Annotated in this window: 22 protein-coding genes and 1 pseudogene; 12 read left to right on the forward strand and 11 right to left on the reverse strand. The window is 63.7% G+C overall.

All coding sequences use genetic code 11. The features are described from left to right. The first annotated feature begins 59 nt into the window (after nucleotides 1–59). Together ACYVRZ_RS03735 and ACYVRZ_RS03740 are read left to right on the forward strand one after the other, a co-directional pair. Complete coding sequence (locus ACYVRZ_RS03735; RefSeq protein WP_461224943.1) at nucleotides 60–308, forward strand: type B 50S ribosomal protein L31; 249 nt, start codon at nucleotides 60–62, stop codon at nucleotides 306–308. Nucleotides 309–484: 176 nt separating this feature from the next. Beyond that, complete coding sequence (locus ACYVRZ_RS03740) at nucleotides 485–2,284, forward strand: UvrD-helicase domain-containing protein (RefSeq protein ID WP_461224945.1); 1,800 nt, start codon at nucleotides 485–487, stop codon at nucleotides 2,282–2,284. A 589-nt stretch (nucleotides 2,285–2,873) separates the two neighbouring features. On the opposite strand, the gene ACYVRZ_RS03745 is transcribed toward ACYVRZ_RS03740, so the two are convergent. Next, nucleotides 2,874–3,719 carry a helix-turn-helix domain-containing protein gene (locus ACYVRZ_RS03745; RefSeq protein WP_461224947.1) on the reverse strand — a complete coding sequence of 282 codons (846 nt, stop codon included), beginning with the start codon at nucleotides 3,717–3,719 and terminating at the stop codon, nucleotides 2,874–2,876. Between the two features lie 135 nt (nucleotides 3,720–3,854). On the opposite strand from ACYVRZ_RS03745, the gene ACYVRZ_RS03750 reads away from it, so the two are divergent. After that, entirely contained in the window at nucleotides 3,855–4,283 is a 429-nt protein-coding gene (locus ACYVRZ_RS03750) for a hypothetical protein (protein WP_461224949.1), read from the forward strand. A 29-nt stretch (nucleotides 4,284–4,312) separates the two neighbouring features. On the opposite strand, the gene ACYVRZ_RS03755 is transcribed toward ACYVRZ_RS03750, so the two are convergent. From ACYVRZ_RS03755 to ACYVRZ_RS03765, 3 genes are all read right to left on the reverse strand, one after another. After that, on the reverse strand, nucleotides 4,313–4,936 hold the full coding sequence (locus tag ACYVRZ_RS03755) for a sugar O-acetyltransferase (RefSeq protein WP_461224951.1): 624 nt from the start codon (nucleotides 4,934–4,936) through the stop codon (nucleotides 4,313–4,315). Further along, nucleotides 4,929–6,188 (reverse strand): MFS transporter, encoded by a 1,260-nt coding sequence (locus tag ACYVRZ_RS03760; protein ID WP_461224953.1) that lies wholly within the window; start codon nucleotides 6,186–6,188, stop codon nucleotides 4,929–4,931. The genes ACYVRZ_RS03755 and ACYVRZ_RS03760 overlap by 8 nt, the downstream gene beginning before the upstream one ends. 95 nt (nucleotides 6,189–6,283) lie before the next feature. After that, nucleotides 6,284–7,150 (reverse strand): helix-turn-helix domain-containing protein, encoded by an 867-nt coding sequence (locus ACYVRZ_RS03765; protein ID WP_461224955.1) that lies wholly within the window; start codon nucleotides 7,148–7,150, stop codon nucleotides 6,284–6,286. A 139-nt stretch (nucleotides 7,151–7,289) separates the two neighbouring features. Between ACYVRZ_RS03765 and ACYVRZ_RS03770 the strand changes: the two genes are divergently transcribed. Continuing rightward, nucleotides 7,290–8,417 carry an L-talarate/galactarate dehydratase gene (locus ACYVRZ_RS03770; protein ID WP_461224957.1) on the forward strand — a complete coding sequence of 376 codons (1,128 nt, stop codon included), beginning with the start codon at nucleotides 7,290–7,292 and terminating at the stop codon, nucleotides 8,415–8,417. 132 nt (nucleotides 8,418–8,549) lie between these two features. Here the strand turns inward: ACYVRZ_RS03770 and ACYVRZ_RS03775 are convergent, their stop codons facing one another. After that, the gene (locus tag ACYVRZ_RS03775) at nucleotides 8,550–9,134 is read right to left on the reverse strand and encodes a sugar O-acetyltransferase (RefSeq protein ID WP_461224959.1); all 585 of its coding nucleotides are present in this window, start codon (nucleotides 9,132–9,134) and stop codon (nucleotides 8,550–8,552) included. 138 nt (nucleotides 9,135–9,272) lie between these two features. Between ACYVRZ_RS03775 and ACYVRZ_RS03780 the strand changes: the two genes are divergently transcribed. The 4 genes from ACYVRZ_RS03780 to ACYVRZ_RS03795 all read left to right on the forward strand — a co-directional run bounded on the left by ACYVRZ_RS03780 (nucleotide 9,273) and on the right by ACYVRZ_RS03795 (nucleotide 13,166). Beyond that, the gene (locus tag ACYVRZ_RS03780; RefSeq protein WP_461224961.1) at nucleotides 9,273–10,103 is read left to right on the forward strand and encodes a Cof-type HAD-IIB family hydrolase; all 831 of its coding nucleotides are present in this window, start codon (nucleotides 9,273–9,275) and stop codon (nucleotides 10,101–10,103) included. Further along, on the forward strand, nucleotides 10,100–10,891 hold the full coding sequence (locus ACYVRZ_RS03785; protein ID WP_461224963.1) for a Cof-type HAD-IIB family hydrolase: 792 nt from the start codon (nucleotides 10,100–10,102) through the stop codon (nucleotides 10,889–10,891). Before ACYVRZ_RS03780 ends, ACYVRZ_RS03785 begins: the two co-directional genes overlap by 4 nt. 270 nt (nucleotides 10,892–11,161) lie before the next feature. Continuing rightward, entirely contained in the window at nucleotides 11,162–11,758 is a 597-nt protein-coding gene (locus ACYVRZ_RS03790) for an NADPH-dependent FMN reductase (RefSeq protein WP_461224965.1), read from the forward strand. A 67-nt stretch (nucleotides 11,759–11,825) separates the two neighbouring features. Next, nucleotides 11,826–13,166: an NAD(P)H-dependent oxidoreductase gene (locus ACYVRZ_RS03795; RefSeq protein WP_461224967.1), complete on the forward strand. Its 1,341-nt coding sequence runs from the start codon at nucleotides 11,826–11,828 to the stop codon at nucleotides 13,164–13,166. Nucleotides 13,167–13,257: 91 nt separating this feature from the next. Here ACYVRZ_RS03795 and ACYVRZ_RS03800 read toward each other — a convergent pair whose 3' ends face one another. Continuing rightward, entirely contained in the window at nucleotides 13,258–14,361 is a 1,104-nt protein-coding gene (locus ACYVRZ_RS03800) for a M24 family metallopeptidase (RefSeq protein ID WP_461224969.1), read from the reverse strand. Nucleotides 14,362–14,550: 189 nt separating this feature from the next. On the opposite strand from ACYVRZ_RS03800, the gene ccpA reads away from it, so the two are divergent. Beyond that, the gene (gene ccpA, locus ACYVRZ_RS03805; protein WP_262314970.1) at nucleotides 14,551–15,552 is read left to right on the forward strand and encodes a catabolite control protein A; all 1,002 of its coding nucleotides are present in this window, start codon (nucleotides 14,551–14,553) and stop codon (nucleotides 15,550–15,552) included. Between the two features lie 151 nt (nucleotides 15,553–15,703). Next, nucleotides 15,704–16,330: a transcriptional repressor LexA gene (gene lexA / locus ACYVRZ_RS03810; RefSeq protein ID WP_262314969.1), complete on the forward strand. Its 627-nt coding sequence runs from the start codon at nucleotides 15,704–15,706 to the stop codon at nucleotides 16,328–16,330. A 517-nt stretch (nucleotides 16,331–16,847) separates the two neighbouring features. On the opposite strand, the gene ACYVRZ_RS03815 is transcribed toward lexA, so the two are convergent. From ACYVRZ_RS03815 to ACYVRZ_RS03835, 5 genes are all read right to left on the reverse strand, one after another. Then, nucleotides 16,848–17,786, reverse strand: a complete 939-nt coding sequence (locus ACYVRZ_RS03815; protein WP_461224972.1) for an AEC family transporter — start codon at nucleotides 17,784–17,786, stop codon at nucleotides 16,848–16,850. 84 nt (nucleotides 17,787–17,870) lie between these two features. Continuing rightward, nucleotides 17,871–18,413 carry a 5-formyltetrahydrofolate cyclo-ligase gene (locus tag ACYVRZ_RS03820; RefSeq protein WP_461224974.1) on the reverse strand — a complete coding sequence of 181 codons (543 nt, stop codon included), beginning with the start codon at nucleotides 18,411–18,413 and terminating at the stop codon, nucleotides 17,871–17,873. Beyond that, entirely contained in the window at nucleotides 18,410–18,769 is a 360-nt protein-coding gene (locus ACYVRZ_RS03825) for a DUF488 domain-containing protein (RefSeq protein WP_461224976.1), read from the reverse strand. Before ACYVRZ_RS03825 ends, ACYVRZ_RS03820 begins: the two co-directional genes overlap by 4 nt. A gap of 194 nt (nucleotides 18,770–18,963) precedes the next feature. Then, nucleotides 18,964–20,343 (reverse strand): class II fumarate hydratase, encoded by a 1,380-nt coding sequence (locus ACYVRZ_RS03830; protein WP_461224978.1) that lies wholly within the window; start codon nucleotides 20,341–20,343, stop codon nucleotides 18,964–18,966. Then, nucleotides 20,333–21,229, reverse strand: coding sequence for a LysR family transcriptional regulator (locus ACYVRZ_RS03835; RefSeq protein ID WP_461224980.1), 897 nt, complete (start codon nucleotides 21,227–21,229; stop codon nucleotides 20,333–20,335). Before ACYVRZ_RS03835 ends, ACYVRZ_RS03830 begins: the two co-directional genes overlap by 11 nt. Nucleotides 21,230–21,334: 105 nt before the next feature. On the opposite strand from ACYVRZ_RS03835, the pseudogene ACYVRZ_RS03840 reads away from it, so the two are divergent. Beyond that, nucleotides 21,335–22,996, forward strand: a pseudogene (locus tag ACYVRZ_RS03840) (malolactic enzyme); the annotation flags it as partial. Between the two features lie 20 nt (nucleotides 22,997–23,016). Further along, on the forward strand, nucleotides 23,017–23,991 hold the full coding sequence (locus ACYVRZ_RS03845) for an AEC family transporter (protein ID WP_461224982.1): 975 nt from the start codon (nucleotides 23,017–23,019) through the stop codon (nucleotides 23,989–23,991). Nucleotides 23,992–24,068: the final 77 nt, after the last annotated feature.

A 24,068-nucleotide genomic window follows, 5' to 3' on the forward strand; every position in this document is an offset into this window, starting at 1 on the left:
GGTTGTGACACGAATATCTCTAGGTCAGGCAATGGCTTAGGGCAAAGGAGAAGATTACTATGAAGCAAGGCATCCACCCAGATTACCACCAGGTCGTATTCATGGACTCCGCAACCGGGTTCAAGTTCGTTTCCGGCTCGACCAAGACCTCTAACGAAACCGTTGAATTCGAAGGCGAAACCTACCCGTTGATTCGTGTGGAAATCACGTCCGATTCCCACCCGTTCTACACCGGTAAGCAGAAGTTCAGCAAGGCTGACGGCCGTGTTGATCGCTTCAACAAGAAGTACGGTCTTACCAGCAAGTAAACCTGCAATTAAGCAGACGCGCGGCGCATTTGGCCGCGCGTCTTTTTTACGTCACACGAAAGGGCAGATCACTTGATCTGCCCTTCACCATCCTTATTATACCATGGCCGCGCAAGCCAGAAACAGACTGGTTCTCAGGCCCAAAGCGTGTAGACTGAGGGCTCGGAGGTGACGCCATGCAGACGGAACAGGAGCACTTGACGACAATCTACAATCGGCTGGGTGAAGACATCACGACGCTTGCGGCCAAACTGGCCGCCATCACGCAGGAGGGTCAGGCGGTTAAGCGCGAGCTGGGCAGTACCGGCCACCTATCGTTGGGGTCGGCCGCCGAGCGACTGGAGACCTTCGCAAACCTCGAGTCCGGCAACCGGCAGATCGACACGCTCAATTCGCGCTACGACGCGACGGCGACGCGGCTGGCCCATGCCAGGCTGCTGCACCCTGCGGCCTATTTTGCCAAACTCGACCTGGATTACGGCGACGGCGAGCCCGAGTCCGTGTATCTGGGTAAAGTGGGATACGCCACGGCCGACGCCACCGACTTGATCTACGACTGGCGAGCCCCGGTGGCCGACGCCTATTACGCCAACCGCATTGGGGCGACCAGCTTCCGGGCCAACGGGCAAGACATTGCCATCACGGTGGCCAGGCGGCTACAGCTGGTGGTCGACCACGGCAGGTTGGTGGCGGCCACTGAAGCCGGGGCGGCCGTCGCCGACACCCAGCTGCTGGCGGTGTTGGCCCAGGATCGAACGGGGTCGCTCAAGGAAATCACCGCCACCATTCAGGCGGAGCAAAACGCGGTGATTCGCGCGGCGGCGCCGGTGCTTTGGGTCGATGGGGTGGCCGGCAGCGGCAAGACCTCGGTGCTGCTGCAGCGGGTGGCCTACCAGCTGTTTCAGCACCGCGCCGATTGGGCCCCGGACAGCGTGTTGCTGCTCACGCCCAACCGCGCCTTTCGCCGCTACATCCGCGGGGTGCTGCCGGCGTTGGGTGAGCGGGAGCCGCTTTGCACCACCTACGCGGCCTTCATTCGCCAGCTCGGCGACCACCTGGGGCTGCCCGGCGTGACTCAAGTTGGCAACCATCTGGCGGCGCTGGCCGGCTTGCTGCAACAGCCGCTGCCGGCCGGGGCGTTCGGGTTGTCTGAGGCCGCACTGCGTCAGACCGCGGCTTCGGCACCGGCGGCCAAGCGGTTGCAGGCGGCCTGGCGCCTGCTGGTCGCCCAAGCGGCGGTGCCAGCCGACGTGAGCGGTTGGCTGGACTGGGCCAGGCTCGCAGCGGCCTGGGGTCTGGCGGCACTGACGCCTTACGACCGGCTGTACCTGCTGGTGGTCGCCACCGGCTACCGCCAGCCTGGTATTCGGGCGGTGTTCATCGACGAGGCGCAGGATTACGACGGCGACGCCTGGGCGATGCTGGCCGCGCTGTTCGATCAGGCGGCGCTCACCATCGTCGGCGACCACCGTCAGCGCCTGTTTGGCCGGGCCCCGGCAATCGCCGACTGGTTCGCCGGTCGCCAGACCAAGCGGCTGGCGCTGACCACCAGCTACCGGTCGACCGGGGCCATCACCGCCTTTTTCGCCCAGTACGCTGGCAGCTGGGCTGTTCGGGCCGTGCAGCCTCATGGCGTGGCGCCGCGCCAGGTGACGGCGCCGGATTGGGCGGCGTTGGTCGCGGCGCTGCCGGTAACGCCGGGGCAAAGCGTGGCGCTGATTGCGCCGGACGATGCGGCGGCTTCGGCGCTGGCCGCCGTGGTGCCGGAGGCCACGCTGATGCAGGCGGATGACGGCAGTGACGCTGTGGCCGCCTCGGTCCGGGTGATGGCGCTCGCCACGGCCAAGGGCCTGGAGTTCGATCACGTCATCGTGGCGGATTGGCACGGTCGTTTCTACGCGGATGCGCAAAACGGCGCCAATCGCCGCTACGTCGCCGCCTCGCGCGGCACCAAGACGCTGACGCTGGTGAGCTAAGCCAAACTCGTGCGGGGCAAGCGGCGCCGAGAAAAGGCCGAGTCAAATCAGTTGACGGCACATTGGTCTGGTGTTAAGCTACCAGTGAATGATCAGTCACGTGCGGGGATGGCGCTGCGGCCGCAGCGCTGGCACCTCTGCCGCATAGGGGAACGATCCGGAGCGCAAGCGCCTCTAGTACCCAACCCATGCCAAGCCGCAGTGTCGTGCCACACGGCTTTCAAACTCAAGAGTTTTAGTGCAACCCCTTCAACTTAGGAGGAGATACCAGGGCATAGGATTTCACCAACCCACTGCTCGCACCAAGTTAGGACCTACTCGCAACGTGAGGTAGCTGCGGCCCCAGCGAGCGCGGTGGTGAACCACATTGGCAGGACGAAGCCAGGAACGTAACCGAATAAGCCAAGGCCACCGGATTCACTGAGTTCGGTGGCTTCGGCGCGGCCGGCGTCGTAGCGCCAACAGCCCGAACCGTCATTGAAGACGATTCGGGCTGTTTTTGGTGGTGCGATGGCGGCTGGGTGGCGGCAATCCGCCGTCAGACCGATGGCAATCAGGGCGATACGGCGGCCGTCAACAAGGCGCGAGGTCAACCATCGCGTCTTGCCGCCAGCTGGGTCTGCCAGGCGCGAAACTTGGTTGCAAGCGTCGGGTCGATCAGCGCCGTCACCGTCAGAAACTGTGTGAGGGCGGCCGCGTCTTGTGTCTGGCGGGACTCCAGCCAAGGCGTCAGCAGGCGCAAAAAGGCAAAGTGGATGCGGAGGTAAAGATCGCTTGAGTCGGTGCTGTCGGGCTCGACCGCGGCCAACAGCCTGCGGGTCTCGGCGTAGTCGCCGGCCTCCAGCTGGTTCACGGCGAGGTTGTAGACGGCCGCGGTGAAGAGCGGGGTGTAGCTGGGCAGGTGGAAGGCGTGGTACTCCCGCAGCATTTTGGCCAACAGCCTTGCATTGGTCTGCGGCGGCAGGCTATAGGCGAGGTTGCCAAAGGCGATGTATTCCAGGCCAAACCAGCGACCGTCCTGCATCAGGTAATCCGAGACGAATTCGGCAGCCGACGGGGCCAGCTCGGCGTAATACGAGGCTACAATCAACCGAATGAGGTAGCGCGGTGGCGTCGCCGGCAGCGCGTCGGCGTAATTGGAAAGCATGGTCGCGATGGCGGTCGTATCACCACGATCATAGGCCGCGGAAAGCTGGCGCAGCGTGGCCGCCACGCTGGTGTTGGCGGCGGGGAGCAGCTGCGTGAACTCGTCAACCGGCATCCCGGTCGACGCAAGCAGCGCCACCAGGTTAGTCACGCGAATGTCTGCGCTGTCGCGTTCGAAGTGTGAAACCGCCGAGGCGTCCAAGTCGCCACGGACCTGCTTAATGGCCAAGCCGCGGCGCTGGCGCAGCTCGCGGTAGGCCGCCCCTAGGGTGGGGTGTTCGAAAATCATGGCCACGCCTCCTCAAAAATGTGAATCAATTCAGCTTGGCCTCGCGGTGAAACCGTTCTCGGCTACACTGAAGCCAATGCGCTGCCTCTATCTTAGATGGGCCGCGCGTGAATTGAAAGGCGAAAGGAGACAATTATGGTTGCATTGACGCAAGAAGCCGCCTTGGCCATCGTAAAGTCGCTCGGCGTGACACCGGTCGGCAATTACCTGTGGGGCCGCCGCACCGGCTCCTCTGCATCGCGGGTGGTGTTTGACATCACGTCCAACCCCGCTTTGTACGCGGATCTGTTCGAGCGGCCGGTGCTGTTGGTTTTCACCGCGGAGAAGTTGTGGGTGTACCCGCTGAGCGGGCGCCACGAGGGGCGGCCCGAGGCGCTGGCGACGGCCGACATCTCGGACTTTCGGGTGAGCAACACGTTGACCGAAAAGCGCCTGGACATGCGCGTCGCTGGCAAGTGCCGGCACTTTCGGTTTCCGGCTGACCGCCGCGGCGGGATGGCCTACAATGGCGAGAACTTGGCGTATCTGACCGCCATCGACTGGTATGGGTTGGTTGGCAAGTAGCACCCGGGGGGCTGACCGCGTCAACGCGGTCAGCCCTTTGTGTTAAGCATCCCCGGGTCGATGCGGTGGTCTTTGAAGTAAAAATCGCGGTCGTGGTCGTTGACCGGCCGGGCAATCTTGCAGGGGTCGCCGAACGCGACCACGTCGCTGGGCAGGTCGTGGGTGACCACGCTGCCGGCGCCGATCACGACGTTGTCGCCGATGGTGACGCCGGGCAGCACGATGACGCCGGCGCCGAGCCAGCAGTTCTCGCCGATGCGAACCGGCGCGTTGTACTGCAGCCCCCGGGCCCTGAGCTCGGGCAGAATCGGGTGGCCGGCGGTGGCAATCGTGACGTTGGGGCCGATCATCGTACGGCTGCCGATGTGAATGTGGGTGTCGTCGACCAGCGTCAGGTTGAAGTTGGCGTAGACGTGGTCGCCGAGGTGGACGTGGTGGCCGCCAAAATTGGCGTGAAACGGCGGCTCGAGGTAGCAGCCTTCCCCGATATCGGCGAACAGCTCGGCCAACAAGGCGGTGCGACGCGCGGCTTCACCCGGCCGGGTGTGGTTGTAGTCGTACAATTTTTCCAGGCAGGCGACTTGCAAGGCGGCAATCGCCGGGTCACCGGGGTCGTAGAGGGATTCGTTGTGCATTTTTTCGGCTTCAGTCATGAGTGACTCCTTTCGCTAAGCGCGTGACGACAAGCAGGGTAACCAGGGCAATGGCGGCCAGGGTGGCGGCAATCCAGCCCAAGGCGTTCACCGTCACCGTCGCCGGGCCCAGTTGCCCCAGCCAGTTCCACACCGGCGGGGCGAAAAAGGCGGAGGTGACCGTGGCGACGGTCAAGGCGCTGGCGGCCATGTCAATCTGACCCGCCGTCAGCCCCAGGCTGGTGCGGTAAATCAGGTAAGGCCCGGTGTAAGAGTAGATCCAGTTGAAAAACACGGCGGCGGCGATGACCGCAACCGGCTGGCGCCAGGCAATCAGCGCCCAGACGCCAAGTGCCGCGCCGAGGTAGCCGGCGGCCAGCGTGAAGGCGTGAAGGCGCCGGTGCAGCCGGCCGAAGGTGAGCCCGGCGACCAGGCCGCCCAGGTTCATCGCGGCCAAGGTCCAGTTGGCCACGGCCGCCCCGCCGACGTGGTGGGCGGCCATCAGTGCCGGCAGCTTGAGCTGAACGCCCCAGATCAGCAGGTAGGTGAGAAAGGCCAAGGCGCATAGCCCCCACTTGGCCCAAGGCAGGCCGGCCGCGGTTTTTGCGCCGCGGTGGTCGGCGGCCTGGGCCGGGGCGGGGCCATCCGCCGCGGTCGGGGTCGCGTCAACAACGCAATCGGCGGCAGGCGCGGTCCTTGGCTCGGCGGTCGCGCCGCGAGTCGCCTCATCCCCCAGCACCCGGGCCGCCAGCACCGCCAGCGGCCAAAGCAGCAGGTACAAGGCGAAGACGCCGCGCCAGCTGACGGCGATCACAAGCCCGGCCAGCGCCATTAAAAGCGCGTTGCCCAACGCCGACAGCCCGGTTTGGTACCCGAGCAGCCTGGCGCGAAAGTCGCCGCGGTAGGTCCGGGCGATCAGCCCCAAGGCGTGGGGCGAAAACAGCCCGACGCCAAGCCCCAAGCCCAGCCGGCTGGCCAACAGCCAGCCGTAAGGCAGTGGGATGAGCGGCAGGCTGCCGCACAGGCCGGCAAGAAGCAGGCCGTAGACCACGACCAGCCGCACCCCGAAGCGGCCGGTCAGCCAGGGGTTGGCGAGCAGCGTCACCAGCGCCGCCAGGTTGGCGGCGGTGACCAGCCACTCGATGGCGGCGGTGGGTTGGGCTGCGTAAAGTTGCTGCAGGTGGGGAATCAGGCCGGTGATCAGGCTGGCGCAGCCGCCGACCAGAGATAGGCTGAGGATGCTGGCCAGGCGCCAGGCGTTGTGGTGGGACATCAAAAGACCGCCTTTCGTGCGAGGACCCGGTGACGTCAAAAAAGGCCTCGCGGTATGCGAGTACCTTATCACGGTCGTGTCAACGCGAGGCGACACTATTCGCGGCAGTCGGCGTCATCGTTTTCAAAAGGCGCCAGGCGAAAGGCCGATGGGGTGCGGTGAACCAGGCGGCGGAAGTTGCGCTGGAAGGTTTTGACGCTGCCGAAGCCGCAGACGCTTGCGATGTAGTCGATGCCGGCGGTGCTTTCGACCAGCAGGCGCTTGGCGGCGATCACCCGCACCTGCGTCAGGTAGTCATGCACCGGCATGCCCATCGCGTCTTGGAACTGCTGGTTCAGCGTGGTCTGGGAGACATGGGCCCCGGCGGCCAGCGCGGCGACGCTCAGGTCGCCGGCGTAACCGCGGTGAATGCGATCGAGCACCGTGTCGACCAGGTTGGGATTCGGTGCGACCGCCGCGGCCTTGGTCTTGGTGGTGAAGTGGCGATCGAGCAAGACCAGCAGCCGGTAAAAATGGCTCAGCACCAGCAGCCGGTCGTCGGCGTCAAGCGCCGTCGTGATCAGCTGACGCATCGCCTGGGCCTCCGCGAACAGTGCCTGGTAGGCGGCCGGCGCAGCTTCGGCTGAGGCCTGGCCGTTCAGGTGCAGCTGCCAGTCGGCGCTTTGGGGCAGCTTGCCCTGCAAGAAGCGCTCGTCAATGATGAAGCCGAACTCGTCCCAGACCAGCGTGTTGTCGCCGTCTGCTTCGTGGCTGACGCGGCGGTCGACGGCCCAGCAGTCGCCGGGGCGGTAGGTGGTCGCGCGGTTGCCGGCGACGAAGCGCAGGGGGCCGCCGGCGACCAGGAAGTTCAGCTCGACTTCCGGGTGCCAGTGCGGCGCCACGGTGATCGGGGTGCCGGGGTGGTGCTGAAAGAATTTGAACGGCAGGGTTGGCCACTGCTCGACTTGCTCGAATTTGATCATCTGCTACCTCCCAGGACTCGTCACCATTGTAGCAGATTGATTGGCCGCACGGACCGGCGTTCCAAAAGACAGTTAGTCCAAGGAACATTGCGCCACTTTTGGCGGGTCAGTATGCTGGGGGCAAAGGAGTGTGAAGCTGATGAGTTACCAGGTAGATGCGATTCGGCACGTGAAAGTCACGGAGGTCAATGTGCCGCTGGCCGCGCCAGTCAGCGATGCAAAGGTGCTGCAGGGCAAGCAAAAGGCGCTGGCCGGCGTCTTCGTGCTGTGCGTGGAGATCACCACGCACAGCGGGACGCAAGGGGCGGGATTCAGCTACGCCTTACGCGCCGGCGGCATGTCGCAGTATGCCCTGGCCCAGGAATTCGCGCCGCTGATGATCGGCGAGGATCCCAACGATATTCAGCGGCTGTGGGATAAGCTCAGCTGGGCGGGTAACACCTTGGGGGAGAACGGCCTGATCAATCAGGTGATCGCGGCGTTCGACATTGCGCTGTGGGACCTCAAGGCCAGAAAGGCCGACCTGCCGCTGGCCAAGTTGATCGGCGCCAACCGCACCGGCGTTCCGTGCTACAACACCTCGGGCGGTTACCTGCAGGCGCCGATCGACGAGGTGATTGCCAAGGCCAAGTGGTCGCTGGCCCATGGCATGGGCGGCATCAAGCTGAAGGTCGGCCAGCCCGATGCGGCCATCGACATTGCCCGGGTGAAGGCCCTGAGAAATGCCTTAGGTCCCAATGTCCCACTGATGGTCGATGCCAATCAGCAGTGGGATCTGAGTACCGCACTGCGGGTGGGGCATGCGCTTGACGCGTTCAACCTGACCTGGCTGGAGGAGCCGCTCAACGCCCATGACGTGGCCGGCCACCGCAAGCTCAAGAATGCGTTGACCACCCCGATTGGGACGGGCGAAATGCTGTCCAGCCTGAGCGACGTTCTCGACTTTATCGACCAAGATGCCGTGGACCTCATTATGCCGGATGCCCCGCGGCTGGGCGGCATCACGCCGCTGCTGGCCGTGCTGGAACACGCCCGTGAGAAGCGCTTGACGGTTGCGCCACACTTTGTGATGTCCTTGCACCTGCCGCTGGCCGCAACCTACCCGTACCCGATCTGGGTGGAGCACGTCGAGTGGCTTCAGCCGCTTTTCAACGAGGACGTGGTGATTGCAGACGGGCTGATGCAGGTGCCAACCACGCCAGGGCTTGGCATCACCTTTAATCAGGCGAAAATGGCCGAGTTTGGTCTGGCCACGGCGACTTACTAGGCGTCTTAGCGCATTCAAAAGGATGGTGGCCGTGATGTGACCCCCAGGTTTGGACAACAATCCAAATCCGGGGGTTCCATCACGGCCCCATCCTTTTTGGTCCGGCCACTCGGGGCAGCCAAACGGCGTCACTCACGCTCGCACGTCGCCAATCACCTTGGCCGGCACCCCGGCGACGATGGCGAAGGCCTCGACGTCCTTGGTGACCACGGCGCCTGAGCCGACCACCGCGTCGTGGTGGATGGTGACGCCGGGGTTGACGGTGACGCCGCCGCCCAGCCACACGTTGCTTTCAACGGTGATCGGCTGGGCGGATTCGAACAGGTGGACCTGGCCGGCCGCGTCGAACTGGCGGTTGCGAGCGGCCGCCTGTAGGGGATGAACCGGCGTCAGGAAGCTGCACCGCGGCCCGACGAACACGTTGTCGCCGAAGCGAATCTCGGCGCAGTCGAGAAAAATGCAGTCGAAGTTGAAGTAGCAGTGATCGCCCAGGTACAGGTTTTCCCCGTAGTCGAAGCGAACGCTGGGGTTGAGCTCGCAGTCATCGCCTAGGTGGCCCAGCAGCCCGGCGAGAATGGCGTGGCGCTTGGCGTCGTCGCCTTCTTGGGTGGCGTTGTAGGCATCCGCGGCCTGACGCGCCAGCCTGCGTTGCGTGGCCAGTGCCGGGTCCATCGCGTCGTACAGCTGCCCGGCCAACATTTTGGATTGTTCTGTCATGATTGCCTCCTATCGGTGACAGTTTACCACCCCGGTCACCCGGTGCCGGCCGAATCCGGCAGGTGTCGGCAAGTGCTTGCAATTTTGTCGCGTCGGATGTGCTAAGCTGAGGGCAACACCTTGCAAAGGAGCGAGCTTATGACCATTCGACTGATTGCACTCGACATCGACGACACCCTGCTGGACTCGCATCACCGGATTCTGCTTTCGACTCAAACCGCGGTGGCGGCCTGCCTGGCCCGGGGCATCAAGGTCGTCTTGACCTCGGGGCGACCGCTGGCCGGCATCGCGCCGTTCATGACGGCGCTGGGCATTGACGGCCCCGACCAATACGCCGTCACCAACAACGGGGCGGTGGTGGTGACCGCAGACGGAGCCGTGGTCGGCCGCCGGCTGGTTGACAACGCCGGCTACCGGCGGATGACCGCGCTGGCCAAGGCCCTTGACGTGCCGTTCAACGTGGTGGCCGAAGACAGCACCATCATCACCGCCGACCGCGACGTCGACGCGACCATCGTCCAGCAGGCCGCGGAGAACGCCGCCGGGCTGTTGATCCGCGAGCCCGGTGAGCTGCCGGCCGATTTTGCCGTCACCAAGGGGCTGTTCGTCGGCGCCAAGACCCGGCTGGACGCGGCCGCACCGCAGATCGAAGCGGCGCTGGCCGCCGATTACAGCGTCTTGCGAGCTGGGCCGAGCTTCCTGGAGGTGATGGCCCAAGGCGTCGACAAGGCGGCGGGGCTGCGCCTGCTCGCCACGCGCCTGGCTATTTCACCGGCCGACATGATGGCCTTTGGCGACGAGGGCAACGACCTAGCGATGTTCAAGCTGGTCGGCCTGGCGGTATGCATGCAAAACGGCTCGGACGTCGCCAAGGCCCATGCGGATTTTGTTACCGCCAGCAACGACGACGACGGCATCGCCAAGGCCATCACGCGCTTTGTGCTGAAGGATGCAGAGGTGGCGCGATGATTCGACTGATTGCAACGGACATGGATGGCACCTTCCTGAAGGGCGATGGCACCTACGACGTCGCCGCGTTCGCCCGGCTGCACGAGCGGATGCAGGCGCAAGGCGTCCGCTTCGTGGTCGCCAGCGGCAACCAGTTTTCGCAGCTGGTGTCCTTTTTCCCGGATTACCCGGACCTCTTGTACGTGGCGGAAAACGGCGCCTACCTCCGCACGGTCGACCAAGAACTGGCGGTGCATGCCTTTGCCCCAGCCGCTGCGGTCGCCATCCTGGCGGTGTTAGCGGATTTTCCCGAGCTGCAGGTGTTGGTCTGCGGCCGCCGCAGCGCCTACGCTGGCCCGACCGTCGCACCCGCCCATGTCGCCGCGATGCGGCGCTACTACCACCAGCTCGCCGTGGTGCCGGACGTGGCGCAAGTCGCAGACGACGTGCTGAAGTTCGCCCTGAGCTGCCCTCCCAAACGCACGACGGCCTTGGTCGCGGCCTTGAGTGAGCGGCTCGCCGGTCTGGCCGTGGCGGTCAGCTCGGGTCACGGCGACATCGACCTGATTCAGCCCGGGGTTCACAAGGCCGCGGGGTTGCGGGAGCTTGGGGCGATACTCGGCATCGACCTGGCCGACATGGCGGCGTTCGGCGACGGCGGCAACGACCTGGAGATGATTCAAGAAGTCGGGCTCGGCGTGGCGATGGCCAATGAGCAGCCGGCGGTGCTGGCGGCGGCCAAGGACAAGGCGGCCAGCAACGAGGATCAAGGTGTGTTGCGCTACATTGAGCGGCACCTGCTCAAGTAACTCGCGCCGGGTGTGGTGTCGGCCCCAGTCCGGCCGCAGCACGGCACCGCGGCCCAGCCGGTGTTCTAGGTTAGGCGGCTGGCCGTGGTCGCGATGACCGAACACACAGCACAGACAAGCGGTCGGGCCCCTGCGGCACCGGCCGTTTTTGCGCCCCGTCGCGACATCATAGTTTCGGATAACGATGATGGCAGTTTCAAATATTGAACACTTTTTCACAATCTGGCATAATGTGGGTGGTAAGTCGATAAACTAAGGATGGTGAGTTACATGTTGCATTACATTGGCATCGCCGGGACCAACTCGGCGCATTCCACGAATCGCCAGCTGATTCAGTTCGTGCAGCACCACTTCGCAGACAAGGTCGACGTCACGCTGCACGAGCTGACGGACCTGCCGCTTTTCTACAAAACGGCGGATCACAGCATCCCGGCCGCGGCCACTGAACTTGCGGCCGCCATCGCGGCGGCCGACGGCGTGATCATCGCGACCCCCGAGTATGATCACAGCGTCCCGGCCGTTTTGAGCAGCGCCTTGGCCTGGCTGTCCTACCACGTTCACCCCTTCGCGGGCAAGCCGGTGCTGATCATGGGCGCGTCTTACGGGGCCTTGGGCACCTCCCGCGCCCAGGCGCAGCTGCGCCAGATCCTCGAGTCGCCGGAGCTTGACGCGCGGATCATGCCGAGCGGGGAATTCATGGTCGGGCACTCGCTTTCTGCCTTCGATGACAATGGCGATTTGACCAGCCAGACCTTGACCCACCAGCTTGACGCGCTGATGACGAATTTCGCGACCTTCGTGGACGTGAACCGCCAGCTGACCGCCAAGATGACGCGCAGCGCCGACTGGCAGGAGACCAATCACTGATCATTCAAAAAGGAGGGGCAGGCCAGGACCGAAATCCGCTCGCAAGAGTCGCCTGCCAATAATCGCTTTGAAATTCGTTGGAATTGCGGGATCCATCGCGGATGAATCCTATAATCGCAAGTTGTTGACCTACATCGCCAGTGAGTTCGCGCCGCTAGCCGACATCGAGCTGTTGAGCATCCAAGACGTGCCGATGTTCAGTCAAGACGACGACCAGACCGACAGCGCCCCAATCCAGTACCTGGCCAAGAAAATCGCCGCCGCCGACGGGGTGATTCTGGCCACACCGGAGCACAACCACACCCTGGCCCCGGCCATGAAGAACGTGATCGAGTGGCTCTCGTTCAACGTTCACCCGTTCGAAAACAAGCCGGTGTTGATCGTCGGTGCCTCTTATTACACCCAGGGTTCGTCTCGGGCCCAGCTGTCGTTGCGCCAGATTCTCGAGTCCCCGGGTGTCGGCGCCTTGGTGATGCCAAGCGACGAGTTTTTGCTCGCAGATGTTCGCACCGCCTTTGACGACCACGGCAACCTCAAGGATGCCCGCACCGTCAAGTTCCTCGGCAGCGTGATGGGCAAGTTCGCTAAGTGGGTGACGGTGCTCAAGGCGATGAAGGACAAGCAGCCGGACGAGGCCTGGCGCCAAGAGGACCTGAGTGCCGGCCACCCGACCGACACTACCATCGACGTGCCGATGGACGCCAAGGACTGGGTCGAGCAAGGCGCGGCCAAGACCAACGCCGCCGCCGGGCACGATTACGTCAAGCTCGACCGCGGCCTGTTGACCGTCGATCAGCTCAACTGGTTCTTGAACACGTTCCCGATGGAAGCGACGTACATGGACGACAACGATCAGTTCGTCTACTACAACCACTTCCTGGACCACGACGACATGCTGGCGCCACGCTACCCGTGGCAGGTCGGCAACGCCGCGATTGCCTGTCACCCGGAACGTGCCCGTGACCACGTCAAGCAGGTGATCTGGATGCTGCGCAGCAAGCAAAAAGACCTGTTTGCGATGCCGGTGCCGGGCAACAAGATCAACGAAAAGTACATCATGCACTACTACAAGGCGATGCGCGACGGCGACGACAAGTACCGCGGCGTCAACGAGTGGGTGCTTGACATCTGGCCGATTGTCGCCGATTACCTGCGCCGCACCGGCCAGACCTTGGCGCCGAACCCAAGCGCCAAGGCCGACGCCGTGAGCGGTGCGTCGCAAAGCGAAAAGCCGACGCCAGACGCCGACACCGGCGCCTCCGCGGCCACGCCAGCCGCACCGGCGGCCGACGCGACCAGCGGGGCGTCGCAAAGCGCAACGCCGGCGGTTGACGCGACCAGCGGCGCCTCCGAGGCGACCCCGGCGCCGACCGCGCCGGATGCCACCAGCGGCGCTTCCGAGGCGTAAGCCACGAATACACAAAAACTGGGTTGCCCAAGCGGGTAACCCAGTTTTTGTGTCTGAAACTCGCAAGCCGAGCGGTTGACCCAAGCGGCGGCTAGCCGACTTGGGTGTAGTCTTTTGGGGTGTGGGTGAAGGGCTCACAGCCGGTTGCGGTGACGTGAACACAGTCTTCGATACGAACACCGGCGACGCCGGGGATGTAGATGCCCGGCTCGATGGAAAAGCACATGCCCGGCTGCAGTTCCATGTCGTTGCCTTCCATGATGGACGGGAACTCGTGGGTCGACATGCCGATGCCGTGGCCCAGGCGGTGGTTGAAGTACTCACCGTAGCCGGCCTTTTCAATCACGTCACGGGCGATTTTGTCCAAGGCGGCGGCGGTCAGACCCGGCCGCACGGCGGCCTGGGCGGTCAGCTGGGCCTCCAGGCAGACCTTGTGGATCTCACGGGCCTTGGCGGAGACGGGGCCGCCGAACGCGACGGTGCGGGTGGCGTCGGACATGTAGCCGTGGTTGTTGGTGCCAAGATCGAACAACACGAGCTCGCCCGGTTGTACCTTGGTCTGCTCCGGGCCGCCGTGGGGATCCGCGGCGTCGACGCCGGCCTGGACGATGGTGTCAAAGGACATGTGCATCACGCCTTCTTGCATCATCTTGTACTCGATTTCGGCGACGACCTGCTGCTCGGTGATGCCGGTCTTCAAGGCGGCGAAGCCGGCGGCAAAGGCGCGGTCGGCCTGGGCGCCGGCCTCAATCATCGTCGCGATCTCGTCTGGGGTCTTGATCAGCTGCAGACCCTCGGTGAAGCGGCTGGCGTCGGCCGGGAAGGTGGCCTGCGGGAACTCGCGCATCACGGCCTCGAACTTGAAGACGGCCAGGTCATCTTTTTCGATGCCCCACAGCCGCGGGTTCGGGTTGCGGCGCTTGATCTGATCGGCGATCAAGGCGAAGGGGTCCTCGTGGTCGAGGTAGCCGGCGACGCCGTACGGCCAGCCGGTCTTCTTCACGGCCTCGATGGACAGGGCCGGCACGAACAGGAAGGGGTCCTGGTCGGGGAAGACGAACAGGCCGGTAATCCGCTCCTCGGGATCGGAGTAGAAGCCGGTGAAGTAGTTGATGTTGGTGAAGTTGCTGATGTAGGCAAGGTCGAGGCCTTGGGCTTCGACCCATTGTTGCAGTGCTTGCAGGTGTTGATTCATGGTTAGCCTCCTAGACGGCGTTTGGCGCCGGATTCACCCAAAAGTATACCATATTGCCTGTTTTAACGGCTTTCTGAAAAGCCTTGGTGAAAGTTTGCATGAAAACTTCAGTAAACCGCTTGCATTGCGATTATACTTTTGTTACAGTTGATTGGAAATCAACAGCAGATGCCAAGGAGCAATGACACAATGGAAAAACAAACGATTACGATTTACGATGTTGCGCGTGAGGCCAACGTCTCCATGGCGACGGTCTCCCGCGTCGTGAACGGCAACCCCAACGTTAAGCCGGCCACCCGCAAGAAGGTCCTCGAGGTGATCGACAAGCTCGACTACCGGCCGAACGCCGTCGCCCGGGGCCTCGCCTCCAAGAAAACCACCACGGTCGGGGTGATCATCCCGGATGTCACCAACATGTTCTTCTCCAGCCTCGCGCGGGGGATCGACGACGTGGCGACGATGTACAAGTACAACATCATTTTGGCCAACTCCGACGAGAACAGCCAAAAAGAGGTGCAGGTGCTCAACACCTTGCTGGCCAAGCAGGTCGATGGCCTGATCTACATGGGCAATGACATCTCCGACGGCGTTCGCCAGGAGTTCTCCCGCTCAAAGACCCCAATCGTGCTGGCTGGCTCCGTCGACCCGGACGAGCAGGTCGGCTCCGTCAACATCGACTACGTGGCCGCCGTTGAGGCCGCAACCACGCAGCTGATCAACAACGGCAACAAGCAGGTCGCCTTGATCACCGGGCCTTTGAGCCAGGCCATCAACGGGCAATACCGCCTGAAGGGTTACAAGCAGGCGCTGGACAACGCCGGTTTGGCCTACGACGAAAGCCTGGTCTTTGAATCCGACACCAGCTACCACGCCGGGCTCGCATTGTTCGAGCAGCTGCAAAAGGCCGGGGCCACTGCCGCGGTCATCGGCGATGACGAAGTGGCCGTCGGCGTTCTCGACGGCGCAATCGACGCCGGCGTTTCCGTGCCGGACGACTTCGAGCTGATCACCTCCAACAACACCAAGCTGACCGAGATGGCGCGGCCGCAGCTGACCTCCATCGATCAGCCGCTGTACGACATCGGCGCGGTTGCGATGCGCCTGCTCACCAAGATGATGAACAAGGAAGACATCGATGCCAAGACCATTCGCCTGGGCTTTGACATCACCGACCGTCAATCCACCAAGTAAGCCATTGCACCACGAAGCCGTCGCGTTTGCGGCGGCTTTTTGCGTGGCCGGGCGAAACCGGCAACAAACCGCGGCACGACGCGAAAAAAGTTGCAAACACGCGTTTGGTTTGGTATATTAAGGTCAGCAAATCTCATTAGGCGGTGATTGTATGCCATCCCAGGCAAGTGCAAAGCGGTGGAAAGAGATCCTTTTGACCATCCATGATTCGATCGAAAACCGCGGCTACCCGCCGACAGTGCGGGAAATCGGCAAGGCGGTCGGCTTGAGTTCCTCCAGCACCGTGGCGGCCTACCTCGACCGTCTGATCAAGGAAGGGCTGATTGCCAAGGACCCGACCAAACCCCGCACCCTCGAGGTGACCAAGGCCGGTCGTGCTTTCGCCGGCATTCAGGAGGCCGGCATTCCCATCATCGGGACCGTGGCCGCCGGCGTGCCGATTACGGCCATCGAAAACATCGAGGATTACTTCCCGGTGCCGGGCGAGCTCAGCTACGACCCAGACGACCTGTTCATGCTGCGCGTTCAGGGCAACTCGATGATTAAGATCGGCATCCTGAACGGCGATCAGATTATTGTCAAGCAGCAGGCCACCGCCGAGAACGGCCAGATCGTCGTGGCGATGACCACCGACGACGAGGCGACGGTCAAGCGCTTCTTCAAGGAGGCCAACGGCGTTCGCCTCCACCCGGAGAACGACACGATGGCCGACATGTACTTCGACGACGTCATCATCTTGGGCGTCGTGGTGAGCCTTTACCGCCCAGCTTTGGTCTGAGCCAAACAAAACGTCTGTCTTCTTGCGTGATGCAGGAAGGCAGACGTTATTTTTGTGCCGTGACGCAGGGGGAACTTTCGCGAAGTTCGCCTGGCTTTGTCCTAGTTCGTCGGGCTCCGCCAGGCAACGCGGAAGCGCCTAGCTACGGCGCATCACTTGGGCCCAAGTGCGGGACCCAAGCAACAGCGCTAGGTAGTCTCTGCAAAAAAATAGTCTGTATTTAGCCTAGAATGCCACTAGTGAGTGGATTTACCACTAGGCAGGGCGGAGGCTCGGACGGCACCGCTGTTGGAGGCGTAGGGCCGGGGCGAGCCAGCGTGAAATCCCTGTTAGTCGGCCGTACTTGCCGGCTTACAGGCAGGGCGGGTCCTGAGACCGGGACGGGCTCAGGGGAGCCCCACGCGTTCCGCCGCCCCGGGCCGGAGCCGGAAGTAGTGGTCCGTCCGGGCCGGAGCCCGGATTTTCAGATACTACCTAGGCTAGCCGTCCTGCTAAACCCGCGGCCTTTCGCCCTGGTCTACTGCACCAACACCATGATGATTGGGATGGCGACCATCGCCAGCAGGGTGGTGGCGGTGACGGTGATGGCGGCGTTGTTCGCGTCGGCGCCGTAGAGCTTGGCGACGACCGGGGCGTTGGTCATCACCGGCATCGCAGATTGCAGAATGAAGACCTGTTTCATCAGCGTCGGCACCGGGGCGAAGGCGACCAGGGCCGCCATCAGAAGCGGGGCGATGACGAAGCGGCCGGCGCAGATGCCAAGAAGTTCGCGGTCGAAGCGGATGTTGGCGATTCCCGCCTGATGCATCGCAATACCGATGAAGAACATCGAGCCGGGGATGGTCAGGTTGCCGACGTAATTGAGGTCGGCCATCAGAAACTGCGGCAGCTGGATGTGCAGCAGCACCATCAAGACGCCGACGATGAAGCCCAAAAGCGGCGGGGACAGCACCTTGCCCAGGGCTTGCTTGAGGTCAAAATGGGCCGGCCGCGGTCCGTCGCCTTGGATCAGGTAGACGCCGACGGTCCAGAAAATCGTGGTGTTGGCCATGTAGTAGACCAGCACGTACGGCAGGCTTTTGGGTCCGAACAGCGCCATGTTCACCGGCAGCCCGATGAAAACGGTGTTGGAGTTGAAGAACATGGATTTGAACAGGCCGCGGCGCATTTTGGGCACGGCCAGGGCCCGGGCGACCCCGAAGGACAGGCCGAACAACAGGGCCATCGACAAAACGGGAAAGCGCAGGTCCGGCAGCAGGGTCAGCAGCTGATGGGCGGTGAACTTGCCGGTGATGGTGACGATCATGTAGGCCGGCAAGGCGGCCTGCAGGACCACCTTGGAAATCACGCGGCTGGCGCGGTCGTCGAACCAGCCGATGGCGGTCATGCCGTAGCCCAGCGCGATCAGCACCAGGATCTCCAACACGCCGCCGATACTTGAGGCGAATGCAGACAATAGTAGACTCCTTTTCATGGCGCCGGCCGGGGCAACCGGCCAACAAAAAAAGCAGCGGCGCGGCCGCTACGAGGCGTGGATCGGTCAGACGAGAATCAGGTCTTGAATGGGAACGTCGTAATCGTTGATCGGCCAGGCCGCGGTGGCAAACTGCATCACCTTGGGCACTAGCGTGATCGTGTGGCCGCGGTAGCCGGCCAGGAAGCGGTCGTAGTAGCCGCCGCCAAAGCCCAACCGGGCGTGGGTGTCGGTGGCAAAGCCGATGCCCGGCACCAGCATCAAGTCGACCTGCTGGTTGACCTTGGCCTCAAGGTAAGGCGGCTCGGGAATGCCATAGGCGCTGGTGATGCGTCCGGCCGGCCCGGGATCCTCGAGAAAGGCCATCTGGCGGTGCGGCATTGTTTTGGGCAGGTAGACGGTTTTGCCGGCCGCCTTGGCCGCCGCAAGCAAGGCCGCGGTTGGCACCTCGATCGGGCTCGCCACGGTCAGTGCAATCGTCGTGGCCGCCTGCCAGGCCGGGGTGGCCATCAGCTTGGCGGCCAGCACCACGCCGTCTTTTTGCGTCTGGGCGGCCTGGGCCTTGAGTCGGGCGAGCTGCTGGGTTCGAAAATCACGTTTGTCGCTCATGCGTGGTCCCTCAGGTAGCCGGCCAGGACCACGGCGTTGTTGTCGTGCTCGTCCTTGGCGCCGAACAGGAGCAGCACTCGCGGCACGTTCAGTTGCCGCAGCTTGGCGATGAAGGCCGGGGTCTCGGGATTGGCGTCGAGTTCCTGGCGGTACCTGGCGGCGAATTCCGCGGCCTTGGCCGGGTCATGGCCGAACCACTTGCGCAGCTCGGTGCTGGGTGCAATCTGCTTGGCCCAGTCGTCCAAGGCCGCGTTGACCTTGCTGATGCCGCGTGGCCAGACGCGATCCACCAACAGGCGGTAGCCCTCTGGTTGGTTGTGGGCGTAAATGCGAACCGGTACGAATTCCATGATCATTCCCCCTTTGTCTCGATTAAAGCAGGCCGCGCCTGGCGCGTCAAGGGCCGCCGGCACCGCTCGCGGCCGGGGGCGTGGTCCTGGCGACCGGCCGAACGCCGGTGGCAGCGCTGCCGGCGTGAAGCGAAAAAGAAACCGATTGTGCCTCGGCACCGGCAGCGCCCGGCCGGTCTGGCCGGGCCGCACTTTGCGGCCTAATCCTGCCGAAGCTTGGCGCCGGTCATCGCCAGCGGGTCGACCCAGGCGTCGTACTGGGCGGCCGTCAGCTGGCCGGACGCGATGGCGGCCTCCCGCAGCGTCGTGTTGTCGCGCTGGGCAGCCTGGGCGATCGCCGCGCTTTGTTCGTAGCCGATGTGCGGCGACAGGGCCGTCACCAGCATCAGCGAGCGGTCGACCAGCTCCCGCATCCGTGTGGCGTCGGCGGTCAGACCCGCCATCATCAGGTGATCGAACTGGGCGATGCCACCGGCCAGCAGGTCGCAGCTTTCAAGGAAGCTGGCGATCAAAACGGGCTTGTAGACGTTGAGCTCGAAGTTGCCCTGGCTGGCCGCGATGCCGACGGTCACGTCGTTGCCCAGCACCTTGGCGGCGATCATGGTCAGCGCCTCGGCCTGAGTCGGGTTGACCTTGCCGGGCATGATCGAGCTGCCCGGCTCGTTGGCGGGAACGCGCAGCTCACCGTAGCCGCCGCGGGGGCCGCTGGCCAGGAACCGCACGTCGTTGGCGATTTTCATCAAGTCGGCCGCCAGGGTCTTCAACGCCCCGTGAACGACGGTCAGCTCGCTGTGGCTGCTGAGCCCGTGGTAAAAGTTGGACAGGCTGGTGAACGGCAGCCCGGTGGCAACGCCGATCGCGTCGACCATCGCGGTGGTGCGAGCGGTCGTCGTGTTCAGACCGGTGCCGACCGCGGTGCCGCCGAGCGTCAGCCCCAACAGCTGCGGGGCAAGCGCGGTCAGGCTGGCTAAGTCGGCCTCAAGCGTCGCTCGCCAGCCGGAGCACTCCTGGCCGAACGTCAACGGCGTCGCGTCCTGCAGGTGGGTGCGACCGAGCTTGACGGTGTCTTGGAAAGCCGCCTCCTTACCGCGCAGCGTGGCAATCAGCGCCGTGGCGGCCGCCGCCACGCGCTGGACGGCGGGGTAGGCCGCCATGTGCATCGCCGTCGGGAAGGTGTCGTTGCTGCTTTGGCCGCAGTTGACGTGGTCGTTGGGCAGCACGGCCAGGCCGCTATGTTGGCTGGCCAGGTGAGCCAGCACCTCGTTGACGTTCATGTTGGTCTGGGTGCCGCTGCCGGTTTGGTAGACGTGCAGGGGAAAATTCGTCATCAAGGCGTCATCCGGCAGCGCCAATAGCGTCGCGGCCGCCTGGGCGATGGCCGCGGCCACCGGCGCCGGCAGCGCCGCCTCGCGACCGTTGACGTCAGCGGCCGCCTGTTTGATGGTGATCAAGGCGCGAATCACCGCCGCCGGCATCTGCGGTCCCTGGTTGAAGTTGTGGCGGGACCGCTCGGTTTGGGCCCCCCAAGTGGCGGTGTCCGGCAGCTCGACTGGGCCGAGTGAATCGTGTTCAATGCGCATGTGTCTCTCCTTGTGAATTGGCCAAAAGCGTGAGTAATTGGGTGACGGCCGGCGTCGGCACCAGGTGTGAGCCGGTGACCAGCGCCATGTCGAAGGTCGGCTGGCCGCTTTCTGTCAGCGTCAGGGTCACCAACTCGTCGCCAGGCGTGACCGCAACCGCAGCCAGCAGCGCGACGCCGACGCCGGCCTTGACCATCTGCTTGAGAATGGCGACATCCGGGGTGCGGTAGACGATGCGGGGGTGAACACCGGTGGTGCGGGTGAACCAGCTCAGCGCCTTGGTGTGAACGAACCCCTCCGACAGGGTGACAAAAGGCGTCTCGGCAAGCTCGGCGAAGGCCACCGTTCGGCGCTTGGCCAGCGGGTGGTTGGGGGCCACCACCAGGCCAAACGGGCCGCTGGCCAGCGGCCGCACGGTCAGCCCCGCCACCGCCAACGGGCCGATGGAGCCCAAAAGCGCCACGTCGAGGTGGCCGGCCTTGAGGGCCTCCAGCAGCCGAGCGGAGCCGGCCTCGTGGGTCTGCAGCCGATCCATCAGCCCGGCTTGGAGCAGCGCCGGCGCCAGGCGGGGAAAGTAGAAGCTGCCGATAATCGGCGGTAGCCCCAGCTGAATCTTGGTGCTGCGAGCCCGGGCCAGCTCGGACTCGGCCACGGCCAGCTGGTGGGTGATCACCGCGGCATGGGCCGCCAGCTGGGCCCCGGCCGGGGTGACGCGCAGCTGGCCGTGGCTTTGGTCGCGGTCAATCAGCTGAATCTTGAAGTGGGCCTCCAGGCGCTTGAGGGCCATGGTGATGGTCGGTTGGGTGACGCCGAAGCTTTGCGCCACCTGCGAAAAATTTTTTATTTCGCATAATTTCTGAAAATAATCGAGGTCACGCGTGTTCAAGCCGGACACCTCCTGGTCATATAAAAAGAGTTTATCACACCGCGGCGGTTTGACTATGATTTTTTCGGCGGGGTAAGCTGAGTTCATCGAAACCACAAAGGAGATCACGACATGAAATACACACCACAACAACTGCTGCACGATCCGTTTTTGAACAAGGGCACCGCCTTTTCGCAGGTCGAACGCGATGAATATGGCCTCAACGGGCTGTTGCCGGCCGCCGTTCAGACGCTGGACCAGCAGGTGGCCCAGGCCTACGCCCAGTACCTCGGCAAGGGCGACGCGCTTGAAAAGCGACTGTTCTTGATGCAGCTGTTCAACGTCAACCACGTGCTGTTTTACAAGCTGTTCTCCCAGCACATCAGCGAGTTCATGCCGGTGGTTTATGACCCGACCATCGCCGACACGATTGAAAATTACAGCGCCTTGTTCGTGGAGCCGCAAAACGCGACCTACCTGAGCATCGATGCGCAAGACGACATCGCATCCGCCTTGGCCAACGCCGCCAACGGCCGCGACATTCGCCTGCTGGTGGTGACCGACGCCGAGGGCATTTTGGGCATCGGCGACTGGGGGACCCAGGGCGTCGACATCGCCGTCGGCAAGCTGATGGTGTACACCGCCGCGGCCGGCATCGACCCGTCCCAGGTGCTGCCGGTGGTGCTGGATGCCGGCACCAACAACCAGGCGCTGCTGGACGACGACTTGTACCTGGGCCTGCGCAAGCACCGCGCCTCCGGCAAGCCGTACCGCGCCTTCGTCGACAAGTTCGTCGAAGCGGCCACGACCCAGTTCCCGCACCTGTACCTGCACTTTGAGGACTTCGGCCGCGACAACGCCGCCGAGATTCTGGATCAGTACAAAGACAAGATCACGACCTTCAACGACGATATTCAAGGGACCGGCATCATCGTGCTGGCCGGCCTGCTCGGCGCCTTGAACATCTCCAAGCAGCGCCTGGCAGACCAAGTTTACATGAGCTTTGGCGCCGGCACGGCCGGGGCCGGCATCGTCTCGCGCATTTACGACGAATTCGTCGCGCAGGGCATGAGCCCGGCAGAGGCCAAAAAGCACTTCTACTTGGTCGACAAGCAGGGCCTGCTGTTCGCCGATGACCCGACCCTGACGCCGGCGCAGCGGCCGTTTGCGCGGTCCCGCAGCGAGTTTGCCAACGCCGATGCCCTGACGACCCTTGAGGCCGCGGTCCATGCCGTCCACCCGACGGTTCTGGTCGGCACCTCGACGCAGCCCGGCGCTTTCACGGAGCCAATTATCCGCGACATGGCCGCTCACACCGAACGCCCGGTCATTTTCCCGATTTCCAATCCAACCAAGCTGATGGAGGCCAGCGCCGCCGACTTGATTCGCTGGACCGACGGCCGGGCCCTGGTCGCCACCGGGGTGCCGTCTGCCCCGGTCACCCTGGATGGGGTGACCTACGAAATCGGCCAGGCCAACAACGCCTTGATCTACCCGGGGCTGGGCCTTGGCACCATCGCCGTGGCCAGCTCGCGCCTGTCCGACGGCATGATCTCGGCCGCCGCTCACAGCCTGGGCGGCCAGCTGGACGCAACGGTGCCTGGCGCCGCGGTGCTGCCGCCGGTCAACAAGCTGGATGTGTTCTCCAAGACCGTCGCGGTGGCGGTGGCCGAAGCGGCGGTGGCCGAGGGCCTCGCTGAGCCGGTGGCCGATGTCGCGGCCACGGTTGCCGCTAGCCAGTGGCACCCGGAGTACCAGCCACTGACAGGCGTTGAAATCGTGAAGTAACCCGCAAAGGAGAGAATACCGTGACTGCTTTATACACTTCGGTCCAAAGCATTTTGACCATTGTCTTGATCATCGCCTTGGGCTACCTGCTGCAACGCAACAATTGGTTCGACGACGCGTTCGGCGGAACCATCAGCAAGCTCTTGATGAAAGTCGCGCTGCCGGCCTCCATCTTCATCTCGGTGCTGGAGCGGCTGACGCTCAAGAAGCTGGTGAGCCTGAGCTCCGGGCTGCTGTACGGCTTCGGCGCCGTGATCTTGGGTTACCTGATCGCCTTTTTGCTGGTTCGCCTCCTCAAGATTCGCCCGGGGCGGCGCGGCACCTTCATCAACATGTTCGTCAACGCCAACACCATCTTCATCGGCCTGCCGCTCAACCTCGCGCTGTTCGGCGACCAGGCGACGCCGTACTTTCTGATGTACTACGTGGTCAACACCGTCTCCACCTGGACCCTCGGCGCCTTCTTGATGAGCTGGGACGACCCGACCGCCGGCAAGGCCAAGGTCGCCTTTAACTGGAAAAAGCTGCTGCCGGCGCCGCTGTTGGGCTTCCTGGTCGCCTTGGTCTTCTTGCTGTTGAACATTCCCTTCGTTCACGTCGGCTGGCTGGGCTTTGCCGTCAACACGCTGGATTACGTCGGCGGCCTGGTGACGCCTTTGTCTCTGATCTACATCGGGATCATTTTGGCCAAGGCGGGATTCAAAACCATTCGCTTCGATCGCGACTCGATCGTCGCCTTGCTCGGTCGCTTCGTGATCGCCCCGGCCTTGATCACCGCCTTGATCGTGCTTGGCCTTCACGCCGGCTTCAACGTGCCAAGCCTTGAAATCAAGACCCTGATCGTTCAGGCTTCGGCCCCGGGACTGGCGGTGCTGCCGATTCTAGCCACCGAAGGCCACGGCGACGTCGAATACGCCACCAACGTCGTGACGCTGTCGACGGTGCTGTTCGCCATCGTGGTGCCGATTGTAATGCTGCTGATCCAAGGCTTCTAGCCACACGAAAACACGCCGCCTCCATGTGGAGACGGCGTGTTTTCGTGTGGCGGAACGGCGATGCGAGCCGGCGAAAC

This window comes from Lacticaseibacillus suihuaensis, assembly GCF_054785075.1.